This is a genomic window from Amycolatopsis sp. NPDC104587 (assembly GCF_055583645.1).
Genome location: NZ_JBVJNO010000007.1, coordinates 66,984 through 83,515, shown reverse-complemented (window position 1 = coordinate 83,515; position 16,532 = coordinate 66,984). Strand labels below are relative to the sequence as shown.

At 71.2% G+C, this 16,532-nt stretch carries 16 protein-coding genes and 1 tRNA gene; 8 read left to right on the top strand and 9 right to left on the bottom strand.

Annotation, left to right across the window (positions count from 1 at the left end):
- Positions 1-35: 35 nt before the first annotated feature.
- On the top strand, positions 36-818 hold the full coding sequence (locus ACZ61C_RS22280; RefSeq protein WP_465309620.1) for a maleylpyruvate isomerase family mycothiol-dependent enzyme: 783 nt from the start codon (positions 36-38) through the stop codon (positions 816-818).
- 81 nt (positions 819-899) lie between these two features.
- On the opposite strand, the gene ACZ61C_RS22275 is transcribed toward ACZ61C_RS22280, so the two are convergent.
- The gene (locus ACZ61C_RS22275; protein WP_465309618.1) at positions 900-2,600 is read right to left on the bottom strand and encodes a beta strand repeat-containing protein; all 1,701 of its coding nucleotides are present in this window, start codon (positions 2,598-2,600) and stop codon (positions 900-902) included.
- Positions 2,601-2,655: 55 nt separating this feature from the next.
- Positions 2,656-3,570 (bottom strand): hypothetical protein, encoded by a 915-nt coding sequence (locus tag ACZ61C_RS22270; protein ID WP_465309616.1) that lies wholly within the window; start codon positions 3,568-3,570, stop codon positions 2,656-2,658.
- A gap of 255 nt (positions 3,571-3,825) precedes the next feature.
- On the opposite strand from ACZ61C_RS22270, the gene ACZ61C_RS22265 reads away from it, so the two are divergent.
- The 4 genes from ACZ61C_RS22265 to ACZ61C_RS22250 all read left to right on the top strand — a co-directional run bounded on the left by ACZ61C_RS22265 (position 3,826) and on the right by ACZ61C_RS22250 (position 7,616).
- The gene (locus ACZ61C_RS22265; RefSeq protein WP_465309614.1) at positions 3,826-4,542 is read left to right on the top strand and encodes a dihydrofolate reductase family protein; all 717 of its coding nucleotides are present in this window, start codon (positions 3,826-3,828) and stop codon (positions 4,540-4,542) included.
- Between the two features lie 23 nt (positions 4,543-4,565).
- A complete protein-coding gene (locus tag ACZ61C_RS22260; protein ID WP_465310207.1) occupies positions 4,566-4,919 on the top strand; it encodes a YciI family protein in 354 nt (117 codons plus the stop codon).
- Positions 4,916-6,121 (top strand): RNA polymerase sigma factor, encoded by a 1,206-nt coding sequence (locus ACZ61C_RS22255; RefSeq protein ID WP_465309612.1) that lies wholly within the window; start codon positions 4,916-4,918, stop codon positions 6,119-6,121. The genes ACZ61C_RS22260 and ACZ61C_RS22255 overlap by 4 nt, the downstream gene beginning before the upstream one ends.
- A gap of 73 nt (positions 6,122-6,194) precedes the next feature.
- Positions 6,195-7,616 carry a M1 family metallopeptidase gene (locus ACZ61C_RS22250; protein WP_465309610.1) on the top strand — a complete coding sequence of 474 codons (1,422 nt, stop codon included), beginning with the start codon at positions 6,195-6,197 and terminating at the stop codon, positions 7,614-7,616.
- A gap of 3 nt (positions 7,617-7,619) precedes the next feature.
- Here the strand turns inward: ACZ61C_RS22250 and ACZ61C_RS22245 are convergent, their stop codons facing one another.
- The gene (locus ACZ61C_RS22245) at positions 7,620-8,879 is read right to left on the bottom strand and encodes a polysaccharide lyase family 7 protein (protein ID WP_465309608.1); all 1,260 of its coding nucleotides are present in this window, start codon (positions 8,877-8,879) and stop codon (positions 7,620-7,622) included.
- 149 nt (positions 8,880-9,028) lie between these two features.
- On the opposite strand from ACZ61C_RS22245, the gene ACZ61C_RS22240 reads away from it, so the two are divergent.
- Positions 9,029-10,045 (top strand): LacI family DNA-binding transcriptional regulator, encoded by a 1,017-nt coding sequence (locus ACZ61C_RS22240; RefSeq protein ID WP_465309606.1) that lies wholly within the window; start codon positions 9,029-9,031, stop codon positions 10,043-10,045.
- A 5-nt stretch (positions 10,046-10,050) separates the two neighbouring features.
- Here ACZ61C_RS22240 and ACZ61C_RS22235 read toward each other — a convergent pair whose 3' ends face one another.
- Together ACZ61C_RS22235 and ACZ61C_RS22230 are read right to left on the bottom strand one after the other, a co-directional pair.
- Positions 10,051-11,076, bottom strand: coding sequence for a hypothetical protein (locus ACZ61C_RS22235; protein WP_465309604.1), 1,026 nt, complete (start codon positions 11,074-11,076; stop codon positions 10,051-10,053).
- Positions 11,076-11,576, bottom strand: a complete 501-nt coding sequence (locus ACZ61C_RS22230; RefSeq protein WP_465309602.1) for a SigE family RNA polymerase sigma factor — start codon at positions 11,574-11,576, stop codon at positions 11,076-11,078. Before ACZ61C_RS22230 ends, ACZ61C_RS22235 begins: the two co-directional genes overlap by 1 nt.
- 125 nt (positions 11,577-11,701) lie before the next feature.
- On the opposite strand from ACZ61C_RS22230, the gene ACZ61C_RS22225 reads away from it, so the two are divergent.
- Positions 11,702-12,769 carry an FkbM family methyltransferase gene (locus ACZ61C_RS22225; protein WP_465309600.1) on the top strand — a complete coding sequence of 356 codons (1,068 nt, stop codon included), beginning with the start codon at positions 11,702-11,704 and terminating at the stop codon, positions 12,767-12,769.
- An 87-nt stretch (positions 12,770-12,856) separates the two neighbouring features.
- On the opposite strand, the gene ACZ61C_RS22220 is transcribed toward ACZ61C_RS22225, so the two are convergent.
- Positions 12,857-12,929: transfer RNA gene (locus ACZ61C_RS22220), tRNA-Asn, on the bottom strand.
- Between the two features lie 166 nt (positions 12,930-13,095).
- On the opposite strand from ACZ61C_RS22220, the gene ACZ61C_RS22215 reads away from it, so the two are divergent.
- Positions 13,096-13,266, top strand: coding sequence for a hypothetical protein (locus ACZ61C_RS22215; RefSeq protein ID WP_465309598.1), 171 nt, complete (start codon positions 13,096-13,098; stop codon positions 13,264-13,266).
- Here ACZ61C_RS22215 and ACZ61C_RS22210 read toward each other — a convergent pair.
- Genes ACZ61C_RS22210 through dnaG form a run of 3 tightly spaced genes read right to left on the bottom strand, consistent with a single transcriptional unit; the run spans position 13,263 to position 16,512 of the window.
- Positions 13,263-14,024 carry a trans-aconitate 2-methyltransferase gene (locus ACZ61C_RS22210; protein ID WP_465309596.1) on the bottom strand — a complete coding sequence of 254 codons (762 nt, stop codon included), beginning with the start codon at positions 14,022-14,024 and terminating at the stop codon, positions 13,263-13,265. The genes ACZ61C_RS22215 and ACZ61C_RS22210 overlap by 4 nt on opposite strands.
- Positions 14,025-14,072: 48 nt before the next feature.
- Positions 14,073-14,594 carry a hypothetical protein gene (locus ACZ61C_RS22205; protein ID WP_465309594.1) on the bottom strand — a complete coding sequence of 174 codons (522 nt, stop codon included), beginning with the start codon at positions 14,592-14,594 and terminating at the stop codon, positions 14,073-14,075.
- A 1-nt stretch (position 14,595) separates the two neighbouring features.
- Positions 14,596-16,512: a DNA primase gene (dnaG, locus tag ACZ61C_RS22200; protein ID WP_465309592.1), complete on the bottom strand. Its 1,917-nt coding sequence runs from the start codon at positions 16,510-16,512 to the stop codon at positions 14,596-14,598.
- Between the last annotated feature and the right edge of the window lie 20 nt (positions 16,513-16,532).

Genomic DNA, 16,532 nt, shown 5'->3' with positions numbered 1-16,532 from the left:
ATTCCTGACTGCACACCCCCGAGGAAGGACCTCCGATGACGGAACCGAACGCGGACCGGGCCCGGCGGGCGATCGTCGACCACACCCGGCGGCTGGCGGAGTCGGCCGCGGCGGCCGGGCCGGACGCCGCGGTCCCGACGGCTCCGGAGTGGACCGTCACCGCCCTGGTCGAGCACGTGGGCCAGACCCAGCACTGGGTCGCGGAGATGATCGAGCGGCGCGTCACCGATCCCGCCCGGCTGCCCACGGAAATGGCTGTGCTCCCGGCCGACCCCGGCGAGTGGCCGGCCTGGCTGGCCGGGTCCGCGCGGCGGGTCGCGGACGCGTGCTCGGCCGAGGCGCTCGACGCACCGGTGTTCAACCCCGCGGCGGACGGGCGGACCGGGACGCGGTTCTGGCTCTCCGGCATGCTCAACGAGGCGGTGGTCCACGGCTTCGACGCGGCCGCCGCGGCGAACCGCCCGGCCGACGTCGACGCCGACATCGCGGCGGCGCTCATCGGCAACCACTTCGCGATGCTCACCTCCCCCACGTGGGAGCTGCAGCGACCGGCGTCGGCCCACGCGATCCGCGGCACCGGCCAGACCCTGCAGTGGCGGGCGACCGACGTCGACGTCGCCTGGCTGGTCGAACGCCGGCCCGAAGGGGCGACGTGGCAGCCCACCACCGGCCCGGCCGACGTGACGGTGACCGGCCCGGCACGGTCCCTGCTGCTGACGTTGACCCGGCGCCTCCCGCTCACCGAAGACCTCACCATCGAGGGCGACGCCGGTCTCGTGCGGCACTGGCTGGACAACACGGCGCACGTCAGCGGCTGACCGGGCGTGGCCCGCAACCGAAAGCGAGGCACCGGGATGATCCCGGTGCCCCGCTCCCTGTACTGCTGAACCCGCTGTCCGTCAGACGGTGTGCGGGGTGTGCGCGACGGTGTTCCAGCCGGAGGTGAGGACGTCGGCGTTGCCGCCGTTGCCCGCCCAGCCGGAGTTCCCGCCGGTGGTGGTGCTGTGGTTCCAGGCGTCGCCGGTCGAGCCGGTGGCGCCGGTGTCACCCGAGTTGCCCGAGGTCACCTTGGTGTGCGACTTCGTGCCCTCGTTGTGCTTCCAGCCACCGTTGTTCCAGCCACTGTGGCGGCCCTGCTGCTCGTGCCCGCGGGTCGAGGAGACGGCGGTGTTGCCGCCGGTCGAGCCCGAGTCGCCCGAGTTGCCGGACTTGCCCGTCACCGCGTTGTTGTGGCTGGTGGCGTTCCCGGCGTCACCGGAGTCACCACCATTGCCGCCCTTGGCGGTGCCGGTCACGACACCCAGGACGCCGGTGCGGCCGCCCTGCTCGTGACGCTTCCAGCTGTGCCCACCGCTGTTCGTGGCGGAGTTGTGGCCGGTGCTGACAACCGTGGCGTCGCCGCCGTTGCCCGCCGAGCCGGAGTTTCCGCCGGTGGTGGTGCTGGTGTTGGTCGCGTCACCGGTCCAGCCGGTGGCGCCGGTGTCACCCGAGTTGCCCGAAGTCACCGTGGTGGCCGACTTCGTGCCGTCCTCGTGCTTGCCACCGCAGTCGTGGTGGCCGCGGCCCTGACGCTCGCCGCCGAGGGTCCACACGATCGCGCTGTTGCCACCGGTCGAGCCCGAGTCACCCGAGTTGCCGGAGTTCCCGGTCACCGCGCTGTTGTTGCTGTTCGCGTTGCCGGCGTCACCGGAGTTGCCTCCGTTGCCGCCCTTGGCGGTGCCGGTCACGACACCCAGGACGCCCGTGGTGCCGCCCTGCTCGTGACGCTTCCAGCTGTGCCCACCGTTGTTCGTGGCGGAGTTCTGACCGGACGCGACCGTGGTGGCGTCGCCGCCGTTGCCCGCCCAGCCGGAGTTCCCGCCGGTGGTGGTGCTGGTGTTGGTCGCGTCGCCGGTCGACCCGGTGGCGCCGGTGTTCCCGGAGTTGCCCGAGGACACGGTGGTGGTGCACTGCGCCAGCAGGCAGAGGCCGTAGGCGCTGTTGCCGCCGGTGGAGCCGGAGTTCCCGGAGTTGCCCGAGTTCCCCGAGACCGCCGAGTTGGAGCTGGTGGCGTTCCCGGCATCGCCGGAGTTGCCACCGTTACCGCCCTTGGCGGTGCCCGTCACCGAGCCGAGGACACCGGTCAGGCCGCCGCGGGCGCCCCGCGAGTCCGCGGTGTTCTTCCCGGCCGCCGCCGACGTTCCGGAGCCGCCGTGGCCGGCGTTCCCGGAGTTCCCACCGGTGGTGCTGCTGGTGTTCGAGGCGTTCCCGGTCGAGCCGGTCGCGCCCGTGTTCCCGGAGTTGCCCGAGGACACCGAGGTGTTGCACTTGGCCAGGACGCAGACGCCGTAGGCGCTGTTCCCGCCGGTCGAACCGGAGTTGCCCGAGTTCCCGGAGTTCCCGCTGACAGCGTTGTTGCCGCTGGTGGCGTTCCCGCCGGAGCCGGAGTCGCCGCCGTTGCCGCCGGAGGCGGTTCCGGAGACGACCGAGTGCAGGGTGTTCCCGAGCCCGCCGAGCGGGCCCGAGCTCCCGGTGTCCGCACTGGCCACCGCGCTGCCCAGCAGGACGAACCCGCCGGAGATGAACGCGGCGGTCAGGCCGCGTCGTACGTACTTGTGCATGACTTCCCTTTCACACTCTCTGTCCATTGTGGATTTTGAGGATGGAAAGGGTTCGTCAGCTCGGATGGTCGTTTCCGTAGAAGACCAGCCAGTACGGCGACGCCCGGCCGCCCGGCGGAGCCCGCCAGGTCCGGTCCGTTCCCGGGATGACCGAGCCGGACGCGGTCACGGCGAACTCGCCGCCGTGCGCGCTCCCGCCGCTCACCGACATCGCACCGCTCATGCCGGCGAGGTCCGCGGGCAGCCCGCTGCCCCCGGAGCCGGACGCGGGACCGGCAACACCGGCCTCGGCCTCGGCCTCGGCCTCGACGGCCGTCCTTTCACGTGGCGGTTCGTGAGCCCGCGTCAGGACGGTCACCACCGGCGAGGCACCGACCGCACTGCGCGACGCGGGAACCGCCGGGCTTCCGGCGACCGTGGTGACCGGCTGTCCGACCACCACCGGATCGGCCCGCTCGCCCCCGATCGCCCGCACCACCGGTGCGGTTACCGGGGCCGTGGCGTGCAGGACCGGCGACACAGCGTGCACCACCGGCCGCAAGGCCGACAGCACGGGTTCCGCCGTTTCCAGCACCGGCCGGGTGACCGCGGAAACCACGGGCGCCAGCCCGCTCGTCACCGGTCCCACCTGCGACGACACCGCGTGCACGGTGTTCGTCACCGGCCCGAAGGCCGGACTGTCGAGCACCCCATGCACCGTGTCCGTCACCGGCTTGGCCACCGGCGCCACCTGCGACGACACCGCGTGCACCGTGTCCGTGACCGGCCCGAGGGCCGGACTGTCGTGCACGGTGCTCCCGGCCCGATCAAGCAGCCCGGGCCGATCCGGCGACCCGCCTTCGGCCGCGTGCGCGGTCCCGGACAGGGCCATGGCCAGCAGGGTGAACCCGAACAACGCCCCGGCCAGCACGAGCATCCGCAGTATCAGCGGCGGCCCGGCCGGGGTCGTGTCCGTCAGGGAAGTATCCATCCATCTCACCCCCTTTCGAGTGGGGACTTCACCGTCAGTCAGATTTCGGCACGGCAACCCTCACCGGATTGGGTGTAGATCGAAGTTTTTTCTTTCCCTCCAACGAGGTTTCTACCGCTGAGTAGCGGGTAAACAGGTCGAGTTTTTCTCCCGAAAAGCCAACCCGCGGCGCGTGTCGAGAACCCACGATCGGCTCCGACCCAGGGGCACGGGCGGCCACCAGGGCCGCCCCGCACCCCCTGAGGAGCAGGAACCATGACCCGAGTGACCGCCCAGATGTCGGTGTCCCTCGACGGCTTCTACACCGGACCGCGGGACACCGCCGATCCCCAGGACATGAGCGGCTGGATGCGCGGCCCCGAAGCGCCCGGCTTCTTCCGCGTCACGCGCTGGGCCGTCGACGCCATGGCCTGGCGTGAGCGGCAGGGCTTCGCCGGCGGTGCGCAGTCGGTCGATTCGGACATCGTCGCGGAGACGTTCGTCGCCGCCGGCGCCTACGTCATGGGCCGGCGCATGTTCGACGCCGGTGAGGTCCCCTGGGGCGACGAGCCGCCGTTCCGCGCCCCGGTTTTCGTGGTCACCCACCGGCCGCGCGAGGTGCTCGAACGCCGGGGCGGCACGTCCTTCACCTTCGTCACCGACGGCCCCGCGCGGGCGGTCGAGCTGGCCCGGGCCGCCGCCGGCGGCAAGGACGTGGCGGTGGCCGGCGGCGGCGAGCTCCTGCGCCAGGTGCTGACCGCCGGGCTGCTCGACCAGCTCGAGCTGCACGTCGCCCCGGTGCTGCTGGGCGACGGCCAGCGCCTGTTCGACGCCGGTCTCGGCCTCGGCGCGGACGACGGTGTCGAGCTGGTCCCGACGCGGGTCGTCGACGCGCCCGGGGTCACCCACCTCCGCTATACCGTCACCGGACGGGCGAAGCTGGTGCTGGACGATCGTGGCGCGGGCGGCGAGCTGGTCGGGCCGGCGCACTGAGAGAGGAGCGAGCCGTGAAGTTCATGCTGCTGATCTACGGCAACGAAGAGGCCTTCACCTCGATCGGCGCGGAGGCCCTCGCCGAGCTCATCCGTGAGACCGACGCCCTAAACCAGGAGCTGTTCGAGTCGGGCGAGCTGGTCGGCGCCTACGGGGTGGCCGACCAGGTGAACGCCAAGATGGTCCGGGTCTCCGGCGCGACGCCGGCGGTGACCGACGGCCCGTACGCCGAGGCCAAGGAGTTCTTGGGCAGCTTCACGATCCTCGACTGCGACAGCCTGGACCGGGCCCTGGAGATCGCGGCGCGCAACCCGTCGGCGCGCCACTGGGGTGTCGAGGTCCGGCCGCTGATGCACGAGGCCGAAGTCGCGCCGTGACCGGCTGGCGGGCCGTCCGGCGGCTGGTCCCGGAGGTGCTCGGCACGCTGGTGCGCCGCTACGGCCAGTTCGACGCCTGCGAGGACGCCGTCCAGGAGGCGCTGGCGGCGGCCGCGGCCCAGTGGCCGGCGGAGGGGTGGCCGGAGAACCCCCGCAGCTGGCTGGTGACGGTGGCGTCGCGGCGTCTCGCCGATCAGGTGCGCAGCGACGTCGCCCGTCGCCGGCGGGAGGAGGCCGACGCCCTCGGCACTCCGCCCGCCGGCGGCGAGCCGTACCCGGACGACGACACGCTCACGCTGCTGTTCCTCTGCTGTCACCCGGCGCTGACACCGCCGTCGCAGATCGCGTTGACGCTGCGGGCCGTCGGCGGCCTGTCGACCGCCGAGATCGCCCGGGCGTTCCTCGTGCCCGAAGCGACCATGGCGCAACGCATCAGCCGCGCGAAACAGCGCATCAAGGCAGCCGGGGCCGTCTTCGCCCTGCCGCCGCCGGCCGAGCAGGCGGACCGGCTCGCCGTCGTGCTCCAGGTGGTCTACCTCGTGTTCAACGAGGGGTACACGGCCACCTCGGGGACGCGGCTGGTGCGCGCCGACCTGACGGCCGAGGCGATCCGCCTGGCCCGCGACCTCCACCGCCTGGTCCCCGGCGACGGCGAGGTGGCCGGGCTCCTGAGCCTCCTGCTGCTGACCGACGCCCGCCGCCGGGCCCGCACGGCCCCGGACGGTTCGCTGGTGCCGCTGAGCGAGCAGGACCGGACGCTCTGGGACGCCGAAGCCGTCTCCGAGGGCGTAGCGCTGGTGACCGAGGCCTTGGCGAAGGGCCCGATCGGGCCGTACCGGCTGCAGGCCGCGATCGCCGCCGTCCACGACGAGGCGCCCACCGCGGACGTCACCGACTGGCCGCAGATCCTGGCGCTGTACACGGTTCTGGAGCGCGTGGCCCCGAACCCGACGGTTACGCTCAACCGGGCGGTGGCCGTGGCGATGGTGCGCGGCCCGGCGGCCGGGCTGGCGGTACTGGACGCCTTGTCGGCGGACGAGCGCATCTCCGCGTCCCACCACCTGGTGTCGGTGCGAGCGCACCTGCTCGAGATGGCGGGCGACCCCACCGCGGCCCGCGCGGGTTACCAGGAGGCGGCCCGGCGCACGACCAGCGAGCCCGAGCGGCGTCACCTGCTGTCGCGTGCCGCCCGGCTGGGGTGAGCGGGTGCTGCCGCTTGATCCGCCTGTCGCCTCGGTCCTACTCTTCAGCGTCGATGACTGCCGAGGAGGACCCATGCGAGGCGCCCACCGTAGCCGTGTCCACCTGGTGATCATCTCCTGCGCGCTGTCCGCGGGTCTGCTGGCCGCGACTGGCCCGGCGGCGGAAGCGGCCCCGGCGCCGCGGTACTCCCCCGGCGCGCCCGGCGCCGGCGATCCGTACTTCCCGGACATGGGCAACGGCGGTTACGACGTCGGCCACTACGACATCCGGCTGGCGTACAACCCCCGAACCCAGGCCATCAACGCGACCACGACGATTCTCGCCACGGCCACCCAGGACCTCTCGCGCTTCGACCTGGACTTCCAGGGACCGCTGAAGATCAGCCGGCTCTCAGTGAACGGCCTGAACGCCGCGTTCACCCGCAGCGGCGCCCAGGAGCTGGTGATCACCCCGCCGTCCGGGCTGCGGAAGGGCAGCCCGTTCGTCGTCTCGGTGACCTACGCGGGCGTCCCGCAGAAGATCGACGACCCCGCGCTGGGCGTCTCCGGCTGGGTCACCACCAAGGACGGCGCGGTCGCGCTCAACCAGCCGATCGGCGCGGCGACCTACTACCCCGTGAACGACACGACCGACGACAAGGCGACCTACACCCAGACCATCACCGTCCCGGCCGGGCTCACCGTGCTGGCCAACGGTGAACCCGGGCCCACCACCACGCGCGATCACCAGACCACCTTCCGCTGGTCGATGAACCGGCCGATGTCCAGCGAGCTGAGCATGCTCGCGATCGGCAACTACGACGTCACCCGCGGCGTGGCGGCCGGCGGCCTGCCGAACATCACCGCGATCGGCAAGTCGATCACCACCAAACCCGGTCAGGGCAAGGTGTTCAACGAAACCACGGCGCAGATCGTCAAGTGGGAATCCTCGATGTACGGGCCGTACCCGTTCGACTCGACCGGCGGCATCCTCGCCGACGTCGGCGTCGACTACGCCCTCGAGACCCAGAGCCGCCCGGTCTACGACCAGACCACCGGCGACGTCGACGGCGACCTGCTCGCCCACGAGCTGGGCCACCAGTGGTTCGGCGACAGCCTCACCCCGGTGCGCTGGGCGGACATCTGGCTCAACGAAGGCTTCGCGACCTACTCGGAATGGCTCTACCAGGAGAAGTTCAACGGCGTCCCGGTGCAGCAGACCTTCGCGAAGACCTACGCCGACGAGAAGGACTGGACCGGCCAGGTCGCCGACCCGGGCCGCGACCGCATCTTCGACGACCTGGTCTACAACCGCGGCGCGATGACCCTGCAGGCCCTGCGCCTGAAGATCGGCGACCGCGCCTTCTTCAAGGTCCTCACGCAATGGCCGGCGACCCACCGGTACGGCAACGTTTCGACACGGCAGTTCATCCAGTTCGTCGAGCGGCTGACCGACCGCAACCTCGACTCGTTCTTCCAGAAGTGGCTCTACCAGCCGGGAAAGCCGACCCTCTGACCCTTATTGCCTGCCGTAGAGGACGAGCAGGTTGTCGTAGTCGACGTTGTCCGGTTCGGTCGTGTGGTTCGTGTCCGCGTACATCAGGACACCTTTCGTCGCACGGTGACGAAGGCCGATGGCGTGGCCCATCTCGTGCTTGACGACGTTGAGCGTGGCGACGGGGCCTTCTTCGGCGAGCGGCTTGGCGTAGTACGTGATGTGGCCGCCGACGGTGAACTTTCCCTTTTCCACGGCGTCGAAGTTGCCGTCGTCGTCATCCTCGTCCGAGCTCTTGAGGCCGATCGTGACGCAGTTCGTCCCCGTCGCGCAGGTTTCGGTCAGCCGCGGCTGGACGCACGGGCTGCGGTCCCACGACGCGACACCCTGCTTGACGTCGTCGAGGTATTCGGCGGGCAGGCCCTGGGTGGCGAAGTAGACGACGACCTCCTCGCCGTTCTTGCGCTGCCACGGAAGCTGGTCGTCTTCGTAGTCCTGGTCTTTCAGCTTCAGGCCGTCCGGCGCGGTGCAGCTGTCCTGGCTCCCCGCGGCCGCGACGTCGGCCTTCTCGTGGGTGACGGTGACGCGGTGGACCACGACCTGGCCGAAGTTTCCGTCGTCACACGGAGACGTGGTGTCGCAGTTCGCCTGGGTGTAGGCGCCGGCCTTGAAGTAGGCGCCCGAGAACTTCTTCGAGATGGTCGCCTTCAGGACGCCGTTGTAGTAGGCCCGGATCTTGCCGCGGGCCACGACGAACTTGGCCTCGAAGGTCGTGCCGAGCGCGTAGTCGGACGTGACGAGCTGGTAGTGGCTGTCGTCCCCGTTGGTGACGTACAGCTTGCTGCCTTCGAGCCGGAACACCGCCACGTCGTCGTCGGCGTCGTGGATCTGCCCGGCCACGACGTACGGCCGCCCGGCCGGCAGGTTCGTGATCGCCTGCGAGATCGTCATCGTGTGCGTGCCGGACGTCGACGACCAGGAGGCGTTGTCCCGCCCGTTGTCCGTCATCTCGCGCAGCTCGGAGCGCGGGTTCTTCGACCCGCTCGTCGTCACGCCGTTGACCGCGGCGCGGAACTGGACGCCGTCGCACGACGGCGTCGTGGTGAACCACGGCGAGCGCGCGTAGGTCGCCAGCGCGGGCTGCTTGACTTCGGTGGGGCTGCCGGCCGACCCGATCGGCAGCGTCTCCTTCCAGTTCGCCAGGTCCAGCACCTGGGCGGGGTACGGGCACTGCGCCGCGGCGGCCGTTCCGCCGGCGACCCCGGACAGGCACGCGGCCGTCACACACGACCCCGTCAGGATGGCTCGAAGCTTCATCGTTCCCCCGATCACGTGGTGCATCGATTTACCATGTTGATCGGAAAACACGCTAAGTCGGAAATTGATCACCGTCAAGAGCAGTATGTTTGCGGGTAGATCGATACACTGGCGACGTGGTGACGATCTACCAGGTGGCCGAGGAAGCCGGCGTCTCGCCGAGCACGGTGTCCAACTACCTCAACGGCCGCACGAGCCGCATGCAGGCCGGCACCCGGACCCGGATCGAGCACGCGATCACCCGGCTGGGGTACCGCCCGAACCGCGCGGCCCGGCAGCTGCGCACCGGGCGCACCCAGGTGGCCGGCCTGATCGTCCCGTCGGTGGCGAACCCGTTCTGGGGCACTTTCGCCCGGCACCTGGAGGGCGCCGCGCTGGCCGCGGGTTACCACGTCCTGCTGTGCAACAGCGAGCGCGACCCCGAACGCGAGCGCACGTACCTCGAGGAACTGTGGGACGACGGCGTCCGGGGTGTGGTGCTCTGCTCGGCCCTCCCCTCCCTCGCCCACGTGACACCCCTGACCGAGCGCGGCATGCAGGTGGTCGCCTTCGACCGCACCGCGCAGGCCGAGGACCCGCCGGGCCTGGTGAACATCGCCGTGGACAACGCGATGGGCACGGGGCTGGCCACCCGGCACCTGCTCGGCCTGGGCCACCGCCGGCTCGCGTTCGTCTCGGGGTCGCTGGGCAGCGTCAACCGGACCGAACGCCTCCGCGGGTTCCGCAGGGCACTCGACGAGGCCGGGTCGGAGAGCACGGTGTGGGACGGCCGCTCCTACGGCGACACGGACATGGCCGGCCTCGGCCGCGCGGCCGCCGCCGAACTCCTGGCCGAACCCGCACCACCGACGGCGATCGTCGCGATCAACGACCTCTGCGCGCTCGGAGTCTGCGCGGGCATCCGCGACGCCGGCCTCGAAGTCGGCGCCGACGTCTCGGTCACCGGCTTCGACGACATCATGCTCGCCGACCTCGCCGCGCCGCCCCTCACGACCGTGCGCCAGCCGGTCGCCCGGATGGCCGCGACCGCCTTCGCCCACCTCCGCGCCCGGGTCGAAGGCGAAGCGCCCGAGTCCCAGCTCTTCCGCCCCGAGCTCGTCATCCGCGGCTCAACCGGACCGAACGTGACGTGAAGCCGTCAGTGGGGCAGGACGAGGTGCTCGGCGATGGCGTACAGCTCCGCCTGCGCGCTGGAGCCCGCGACGGCGATCGGCGCGCCGTGAACGGCTTCGAGGATCCAGAGCGTGCGGTAACCGTTCTCGTCCAGGTAGCGGGTCGCGTGTCCCTGGACCGGTTTCCCCGCGGTGCCGCGCACCTGGCCGGCCTCGTCGCTGCGCACCTGGACCGGCGGCAGGACGCCGCACGTGCCCAGTGAGTAGTTCGTGCGCAGACCGCTCGGACCGTCCTGCTCGACGTCGAACGCGCACATCCGCAGGCCGCCGGGCAGCTTGCCGGGGCCGAACGCCGGGGTGACGGTGGTGGCGCCGGGAAAGGCGACGGTCCCCGCGACGCGGCGGCCCGCGTCGACCAGCTGCTGCGCCGACGCCGTGCTGCCCGGCTGCGCGGCCACGTTGACGTACAGCGAGCCGCCGTCGGGGTGGGTCAGGTACACCTCGTAGCCGCCCGGGCCGCCGGAGCGCGAGCTCTCCACGCCGGCCCGCCCGCCGATGGTGACGGGCTGGCCCGGACCGGACTTGAAGGCGGCCTGCTTGACCGGCATCATCCGCATCTCCTGCACGTCCACGAGCAGGACCTGGGGCCCGGAGGTGACGGTCAGCATGTACTCGCCGCCGTACACCGGCTTGCCGGGGTTCGCCGCGCTGCCACCGATGTTGATCCGGCGCGCGAGGTAGTCGGCCTTGCCCGGCGGCAGCCAGCCGAGCGAGTAGGGCATGGTCAGCTCCGCGACGCCCGCCTTGGCCGGCGCCTCGACGGCGACCGGACCGCTGCTCGTGGCGACCTGGTTGTCGTGCGCGGGCCGGTTCAGCACGACGACGGCGACCGCGGCCAGGACGAGCAGGACCACCCCGGCACCCGCCGCGAGCGGACGGCTCACCACGGCGCGGTCGAGGCGCTGACGCGTGGCCGCCAGGACCTGGTCGCTGTCGGGGGCGTCCTGCTCGTGGGCGGTGAAGGTGTCCTTGATCAGGTTCTCGATGTCCATCAGCTCTCCTTCGCCTGGGCCATCCGGTCGGTGCTCAAGCCGTGTCGCAGGGTCGTCAGGGCTTTGCGGGCGTGGGCCCGCACGGTCGCCTGGGCGCAGCCGAGCAGGTCCGCGATGTCGGCGTCGGCGAGCTGCTCGTAGTACCGGAGCACCACGACCGCGCGCTGCCGCCGGGGCAGCCGCGCGAGGCGCTGCCACATGTCCTCGCGCGCCGCGTGGTCCGACGCGAAGTCGTCCGGCCGCGCCGCGTCCGGCGGGTCGCCCACGGCGATCAGCCGCGCCGACCGGCTGCGCCGCCAGGACAGGTAGTCGTTGGTGACCATCCGCAGGACGTAGCGGTCGGGGTGCTCGGCGTCGCTGATCCGCGACCACCGCCGGTACACCTTGACCAGCACGTCCTGCACCAGGTCGGCGGCCTGTTCCCGCTCCCCGGCCAGCATCGTCGCGTAGCGCAGCAGCCGCGGCAGGTGCGCCCGGACGAAGTCCTCGTAGTCAGCCATCACCAGGAAGACTGGCGCGGCGCACAATCCGTGTACCTCCGCGCAGAACTTTCTCACCGGGCCGCCGAGGCAACCGGGCCGGCAAGATCTAAGGTTCGATCCGCGGTTACTTTCTTGGAGGTTTCGTGGAGCGGCTGGTTCCGGACATCACAGGGTTCGATCCCGCGCTGGGCCGCCGGATGCTGGCCACGGCCGGCTGCACCGACGCCGACGACATCACCAAGGTCGAGGGCGCCGGCCGGACCCGCGACCACGACGGCGGCCGGGTCCAGGTCATGCACAACGGCCTGCTCGTCGAGGAAGGCGGCTACTACGGCGGCTGGATGACCGAGATCATCCGGGCACTGCGCGGCCATCACGAACCCCAGGAAGAGCGGGTCTTCCACCGGATCATCGAACGCTTGGCCGGCGAGGGCGGCACACCGGCCATGATCGAGTTCGGCAGCTTCTGGACGTACTACGGCCTCTGGTTCTGCCACGCGTTCCCCACCGGCCGCGTCGTCGCGCTCGAGCCCGACCCCGCGTACCTCGACGTCGGCCACCGCAACGCAGTACTCAACGGCTACCAGGACCGCGTCCGGTTCGTCCAGGCCGCGATCGGCGAACCCGGCGGACACCTGGACTTCAAGGCCGAAAGCGACGGACAGACCCACCTGGTAGCCCAGCACGACCTCACTTCCCTGATGCACGAAGCCGATCTGGCCCGGGTCGACCTCGTCCTGGCCGACGTCCAGGGTGCGGAGACGCTGCTGCTCGAGCGCGCCCGAGGCGACTTCGAAGCCGGCCGCGTGCGCTTCCTGATCGTGTCGACCCACCACCACGCAATCTCCGGCGACCCGCTCACCCACCAGAAGGCCCTCCGCTCCCTGCTCGACGCCGGCGCCCATGTCATCGCCGAACACAGCGTCGGCGAGTCCTTCAGCGGGGACGGCTTGATCGCTGTCTCTTTCGACCCACGCGACAAGGACTTCGCCGTCCCCGTCAGCCACGCTCGTTACCGCGAGTCCCTGTTCGGCGAACTGGAACACGACCTCGCCGCCGCCCTGTCGGCCAGGAACGACGCCGAGCAAGCCTGGAAGTCCGCCGACGAGTACGCGAAGCATCTCGAGCGAGAACTGGCCCGCATCACCACCGAACGCGACGAGCTGACAACGTCACACAGCGCGGCAATCCCGAAGCCGAGCTGGGGATGAGCCGCCGGTGACGGGCTGGTGAATCTGGAGAGTTGGGGGTTTCGGCGCCCGAACACAAAAAGCCCAGGCCATTGGCCTGGGCTTTTGCTCCCCCGCTTGGACTCGAACCAAGAACCCTCCGGTTAACAGCCGAATGCTCTGCCAGTTGAGCTACAGGGGAATGTCGCTCACTTCCGGTGCCGGTCTCGCCGACCGACAAGAAGAACTTTAGCCCATGCCCGCACACCCTCCGCACCCACCCCCCACTTGGCGCAACCGCCCCCTCCGCGCTGTTTTCCTGGACAATGGACAGTCGGACGACCTATCGATGAGAGGCGTGGACGCGGATGAAGAAGTTCCTGCTGGGCGCGGGCCTGGGCTACGTGCTGGGCGCCAAGGCAGGCCGGGGGCGGTACGAGCAGCTCGTGCGCACCTACCGCCGGGTCGTCGACCACCCCATGGTGCAAGGTGCCGCCGGGGTTGCGCGGGCCAAGATCGGGGAGAAGGTGCGCCGCTAGACCTGGGCCACCACGAACACCCGGCGGAACTCGAACCACGTCGTTCCGTCGGCGCGGGCCGGGTAGGCCGAGGCCAGGAGCGGGGCCAGCTCCGCGCGGAACTGCTCCCACTCGGCGTCCGGCAGCGCCGCCCGGACCGGGCGCAGCGCCGTCCCCGTGATCCATTCCAGCACCGGTGACGGCCCCCGCAGCGGCTGCACGTACGTCGTCTCCCAGGCGTCCACTCCGCAGCCCGCGTCGGCCAGGAGGTTCGCGTACTCCAAGGGGCTCGAGACCGCGTCGTCCTCGCGCAGGACCACCTCGGCCAGCCGGGACGCCCACGCCGGGGACGCCGCCAGCTCCCTCGTCAATGCATGGGAAGGCGCGTTGAAGTTGCCCGGGACCTGAATCGCCAGGTACGCGCCCGAAGGCAACAACGAGACCCAGCGGCGAAGCAGGACCGAGTGGTCCGGCACCCACTGCAGCACAGCGTTCGACACCACGACGTCGGTGTCCGGCGCCGGCGTCCAGTCGCGGACGTCGAGCAGGGACGCCTCGAGACCCCGGGAGCGTGCGGCCGTCACCATTTCGGGTGAACTGTCACCGCACTCCAGGGCCGCGGAAGGCCAGCGTTCCCGCAGCGCAACAGTCAGGTTCCCCGGGCCGCACCCGAGGTCGACGACGCGGCGCGGCGATGTGGCACCGATGCGGGAGACCAGGTCGTGGAACGGCCGGGCCCGCAGGTCGGCGTAGTCGAGGTACTTGTCCGGATCCCACACGGCCGCCTCCCGGTAAACAGTACGTCTGTACTGAGTACGAGCGTACTGCTACTCGGCGGGGTTGACCAGCTTCGCCGCTGCCTGCTCGGCGATGGCCGCCACGAGCTCGGCGTCCGTGCCCGGGTCGGGCCGGACCTGCAGGACGCTGCCGTCGCGACCGGGCACCTTGCGCTGCACGAACCACGCTCCCCCGGCGCCGATCTCCTGCCGGTGCCGCGACCGGATCGAGCCCTCGACGCGCTGGTAGGCCTCGCGCGGCACCTTGCCCGGCGCGGCCAGCCGGAAGCGGACCGGCGGCCGGTCGGCCAGGATCACCGCCGCACCCGCCGTGCCGGCCTCGGCCGACTCCGTCAGCGTGAACACGCCGTCCGCCCAGGTCGCCTTGCCGACGAGGTGCCAGCCGACGCGCCGCGCGCCGTCGCCGTCCGGGATCCACAGCCCCAGCTGCGTCACGACCAGGTAGCCGCCGCCCTCGACCGGGGCGCTGTCGATGACGTCTTCGCCGTCCGAAAGCGCTCCGGCGAAGTCGGGCGGGGTGCGGTCGCCCAGCAACCGGCGCAGGAAGCTCACGTCAGCTCCACGAGCTGGCGGCGGCCTGCTCGCCCAGCGACTTCTTGTACTGCTCCAGCGCCACGAGGTCACCGAAGAGCGCGCGGTAGTCGTCCGGCGCTTCGACCGGCGACAGCCGCTGCAGCTTGCCCTTGATCTCCGCGATCTGCCGGCCGACGAGGCTCTCCTGCAGCCGGGCGAGGATCGACGAGATGTACCGGGAGTCGACTTCGTCCTTGGCCCGCAACGGTTCCACGGCCAGCTCCGAGAGCACGCGCCGGACCGTCCCTTCCGGACAGTGGGGCGCGGCCGCGTCCAGCAGCGCCGGGCCGGTCAGGCCCGAACCGGCCCCGCCCGCCTTCAGCACGGCTTCGTGCACCGCGACGTACACCGGGTGCGTGAACGCCTCCAGCGGCAGCGCGTCGTACTCGGGCCCGGCGATCGCGGGCTGCTGCAGCGCCGCCTTGAGCGCCTCGCGCTGGATGGCGAACCGCGGGTCCTTCGGCGCCGGGCGCGCCAGGTCCTCGGCGGGCGCCTGGACGGCCGGAGCGCCGACGCGGGCGGGCTGCTTCAACGGCGCGCCGCCGCGCTTGTCGGTCGCGCCCGCGCTGCCGCGGACCCGGTTGACCACCTGCGCGACGTCCTGCCAGCCGACCCACCAGGCGAGCTTGGACGCGTACCCGTCGCGGGCCGCGCGGTCCTTGATCGCCGCGACCATCGGCACGGTCTTCTGCAGCGCCGCGACCTGGCCGTCGACCGAGTCGAGGTCGTAGTTCTTGAGCGTGCTGCGGATGACGAACTCGAACAGCGGGGTCCGCCGCGCGACCAGGTCCTTCACCGCGCTGTCGCCCTTGGCCAGGCGCAGCTCGCAGGGGTCCATGCCGTCCGGGGCGACCGCGATGTACGTCTGCCCGGCGAACGTCTGGTCGCCTTCGAACGCCTTCAGCGCGGCCTTCTGGCCCGCTTCGTCGCCGTCGAAGGTGAAGATCACTTCGCCGCGGAAGGCGTCGTCGTCCATCATCAGCCGGCGAAGGACCTTCATGTGGTCTTCGCCGAACGCCGTGCCCGAAGACGCGACCGCGGTCGGGACGCCCGCCGCGTGCATCGCCATCACGTCGGTGTAACCCTCGACCACGACGACCTGGTGCCGCTTCGCGATCTCGCGCTTGGCCAGGTCGAGGCCAAACATGACCTGGGACTTCTTGTAGATCGGCGACTCGGCGGTGTTGAGGTACTTCGCCGAGATGCGGTCGTCGTCGAACAGCCGCCGCGCGCCGAAGCCGACGACCTCGTTGCCGACGTCGCGGATCGGCCAGACCAGGCGGCGGTGGAAGCGGTCCATCGGCCCGCGCTGGCCCTCCTTGGACAGCCCCGCCGTCAGCAGCTCCTTGACCTCGAACCCGCGCGTGAGCAGGTGTTTCGTCAGCTTGTCCCAGCCGCCGGGGGCGAACCCGCAGCCGAACGTCTTGGCCGCGGCGGCGTCGAACCCGCGCTCGGACAGGAAGTCCCGCGCGGCACGCGCCTCGTCGGTGACCAGCTGCTCGGCGTAGAACTCCTGCGCGGCGCGGTGCGCCTCGATCAGCCGGCTGCGGCTACCGCGGTCACGCTGGATGGTCGCGCCGCCGCCTTCGTAGGTGAGGCGGATGCCGACGCGGTCGGCGAGGCGCTCGACGGCCTCCACGAACGTGATGAGGTCGATCTTCTGGACGAACTTGATCACGTCGCCGCCCTCACCACAGCCGAAGCAGTGGAAGGTGCCGTGCGTCGGGCGGACGTTGAACGACGGGGTCTTCTCGTTGTGGAACGGGCAGAGGCCCTTCAGGCTGCCCCCGCCGGCCCGCCGCAGCGCCACGTACTCGCCGACGACCTCGTCGATCCGGTTCCGCTCGCGCACCTCCGCGATGTCGCTCTCCCGAATCCGTCCTGCCACGTCATCCACTCTAGACGTGCCGTTTGCGG